This is a genomic window from Thermogutta sp., from assembly GCF_014359955.1.
Taxonomy (GTDB): domain Bacteria; phylum Planctomycetota; class Planctomycetia; order Pirellulales; family Thermoguttaceae; genus Thermogutta.
The window spans coordinates 1-1,100 of the sequence record NZ_JACIYL010001090.1; the positions used below are offsets into that span (position 1 = coordinate 1).

At 59.1% G+C, this 1,100-nt stretch carries 1 protein-coding gene; it reads right to left on the minus strand.

The features are described from left to right. A partial coding sequence (locus H5U08_RS19575; RefSeq protein ID WP_297037092.1) for a uroporphyrinogen decarboxylase family protein occupies positions 1–720 on the minus strand: 720 nt, incomplete at its 3' end. Positions 721–1,100: the final 380 nt, after the last annotated feature.

Here is a 1,100-nt window from a genome sequence, read left to right on the forward strand (position 1 = left end):
GAGCCGGGGCAAGTAGCCAAGCACGGCCTGAGTGTAGGGCAGAACAAACTGTCGGTAGTGTTGCGGCGCCAGACATCCCGCCCAGCTATCGAAGAGTTGAACGGCCTGCACTCCAGCGTCGACCTGGCCCTTCAGATAGCGTCCCACGGATGGAACGAGACGCTCCATGAGTTCCCGCCAGGCCTGAGGGCAGGCAAACAGAAAACGTTTGGTGCGTTCGAAGGAGCGCGACGTACGGCCCTCGATAGCGTAAGCGGCCAGTGTGAAAGGCGCCCCTGCAAAGCCAATCAAAGGAATTTCGGCCGGGAGATTGGCCCTGGCCAGGCGGACTGCCTGGAAGACATAGTCCAGGGCGTTGAGATCTTCCTCCTGTATTTCGCGGACGGATTCCACATCCTCGGGTTGTCGCAACGGATTGCGGATGATGGGACCTTCGTCCGGGCCGAAGCGAAGGTCGAAGCCCATCGGCTCCAGGATCGGTAAAAGATCAGCGAACAGGATCGCCGCGTCCACACCAAGCCGAGCCACCGTATTCACCGTGATCTCCGCAGCCAACTCCGGAGAACGGCACAGCTCAAGAAAGGAGACCTTTTCCCGGAGTTGGCGATACTCCGGCAAATACCGGCCAGCCTGCCTCATCAACCAGATGGGGACGCGCTCGACCGGCTCGCGGCGGGCGGCCTTCATGAAATTGCTCTCTTCCCAGGGAAATGCTGCCATACCCCTTGTTCTCGTTACGGCTTGCTGTGTGGTTGACGATTCCCTCGTAAAATCGCATTCATCGTAACCGGCTGTGATGAGATTTTCTACCTTGCCTGAGCTTTCCCAATCACGGGAGAAAGTGGTCTGAATGATAGCCGAACTATTAACAAAAAAGAATCGCCCGAAGACTTGGGCGTCCTCGGGCGATTCGTGACTCACGTGGTGACGGTCACTTGCAACAGGACCGGCCTAATTGATTCAGGCGTTCGGAGCCTGGGGCAGCGGGGCCGGAGCGGTCGGCTTCTCGGCTTTCTTGGGAGCAGGCTGTTCAGCCGGAGCAGCCTCGACGCCGCAGCCGCACTCGCTCACGACACAGGCATGCTTCTCGCAACCAAGGA